The sequence below is a fragment of the Fusobacterium sp. IOR10 genome (assembly GCF_010367435.1).
In the GTDB taxonomy this organism is placed as follows: Bacteria; Fusobacteriota; Fusobacteriia; order Fusobacteriales; family Fusobacteriaceae; genus Fusobacterium_B.
The window spans coordinates 1-1,475 of record NZ_WJWY01000063.1; the positions used below are offsets into that span (position 1 = coordinate 1).

Annotated in this window: 1 protein-coding gene; it reads right to left on the reverse strand. The window is 32.9% G+C overall.

The annotated features are described in order from the left end of the window. Nucleotides 1–1,451, reverse strand: a 1,451-nt coding sequence (locus GIL12_RS09940) for a glutamine synthetase III (RefSeq protein WP_163470313.1), incomplete at its 3' end; no start/stop codon positions are given. Nucleotides 1,452–1,475 lie beyond the last annotated feature (24 nt).

The window sequence follows — 1,475 nt, forward strand, 5'->3', positions numbered from 1 at the left end:
TTTTCTAAAATATCAGCATATTCCCTTAAAACATCAGCAACAATTGTATTTATCATTGTTGTAGGAGTTGCAGGGGAAGCGCTTGAACCAGGCATTCTATATTCAAATTTATTTCCAGTAAATGCAAAGGGAGAAGTTCTATTTCTATCTGAAATATCTTTTGGTATTTTAGGGAAATTATAGGCTCCAAGTTCAATTGAAAGAACTTCACTATCTGTAGTGTCTATTTTTCCAATGTTTTCAAGGAAATTTTGTAGAGGATCTCCTAAAAATATAGAAATAATAGCTGGAGGAGCTTCAGAACCTCCTAATCTAAGATCATTTCCTGCAGTTGCAGTTGCAACTCTTAAAATATCAGCATGTTTGTCAATAGCTTCAACCACAGCAGTTATAAATACTAAAAATTGAAGTTTATCTTTAGACATATCTCCAGGTTCAAAAATATTTTCTCCTAAATCAGTGGCCAAAGACCAGTTACAATGTTTTCCAGAACCATTTACTTTTGAAAATGGTTTTTCATGTAAAAGAGCAGCTAAATCATGTCTGTCAGCAACTTTTTTTATAATATCCATTGTAAGTTGGTTTTGATCAGCAGCAATGTTAGCAGATGAAAACATTATAGCTAGTTCAAATTGATTTGGAGCGACTTCGTTATGTTTTGTTTTAGCCATTACTCCAAGTTTCCATAATTCACAGTCAAGTTCTCCCATAAATAATTCAACTTTTTCTTTTAATGTACCGTAGTAGTGATCATTAAGCTCTTGTCCCTTTGGAGGTAATGAACCAAAAATAGTTCTTCCACTAAGCATAAGATCTTGTCTTTTTTCCCAAAATTTCTTTTCAATAAGGAAATATTCTTGTTCTATTCCAAGTGTAACGTCAATTCCAGATGATTTAGTATCTCCTAAAGCTCTTTTTAATCTTAAAGCCTCAGCAGTAATTGTGTTTATAGATCTTAAAAGAGGAACTTTCTTGTCAAGAGCTTCCCCATTATATCCAACAAAAGCAGTTGGAATAAATAAAGTTTTAGCCTTTTCAGGACCTCTTAAAAACATAGGAGATGATAAATCCCACGCTGTATATCCTCTAGCTTCAAATGTAGAACGAAGTCCACCATTTGGGAATGAAGAAGTATCTGCCTCTCCTCTAATTAATTCTTTTCCAGAAAATTGAGAAAGGATACTACCGTCAGATGAAACAGATATAAAAGATTCATGTTTTTCTGCAGTAAGCTCAGTTAATGGTTGAAACCAATGAGTAAAATGAGTAGCGCCTTTTTCAGTAGCCCAGTTTTTAGCTGCATTAGCAATCACTTCAGAAACTGAAATAGATAATTCTTTTTTTCCACTTTGAACAGCCTTAAACTCCTTAAAAATAGAAGCAGGAATTCGACTTTTCAATTCTATTTCAGAAAAGTGATTTGTTCCAAAAATTTCTAGCATGTTATTCATTAAAATACCTCCTAAAAGCAAAAA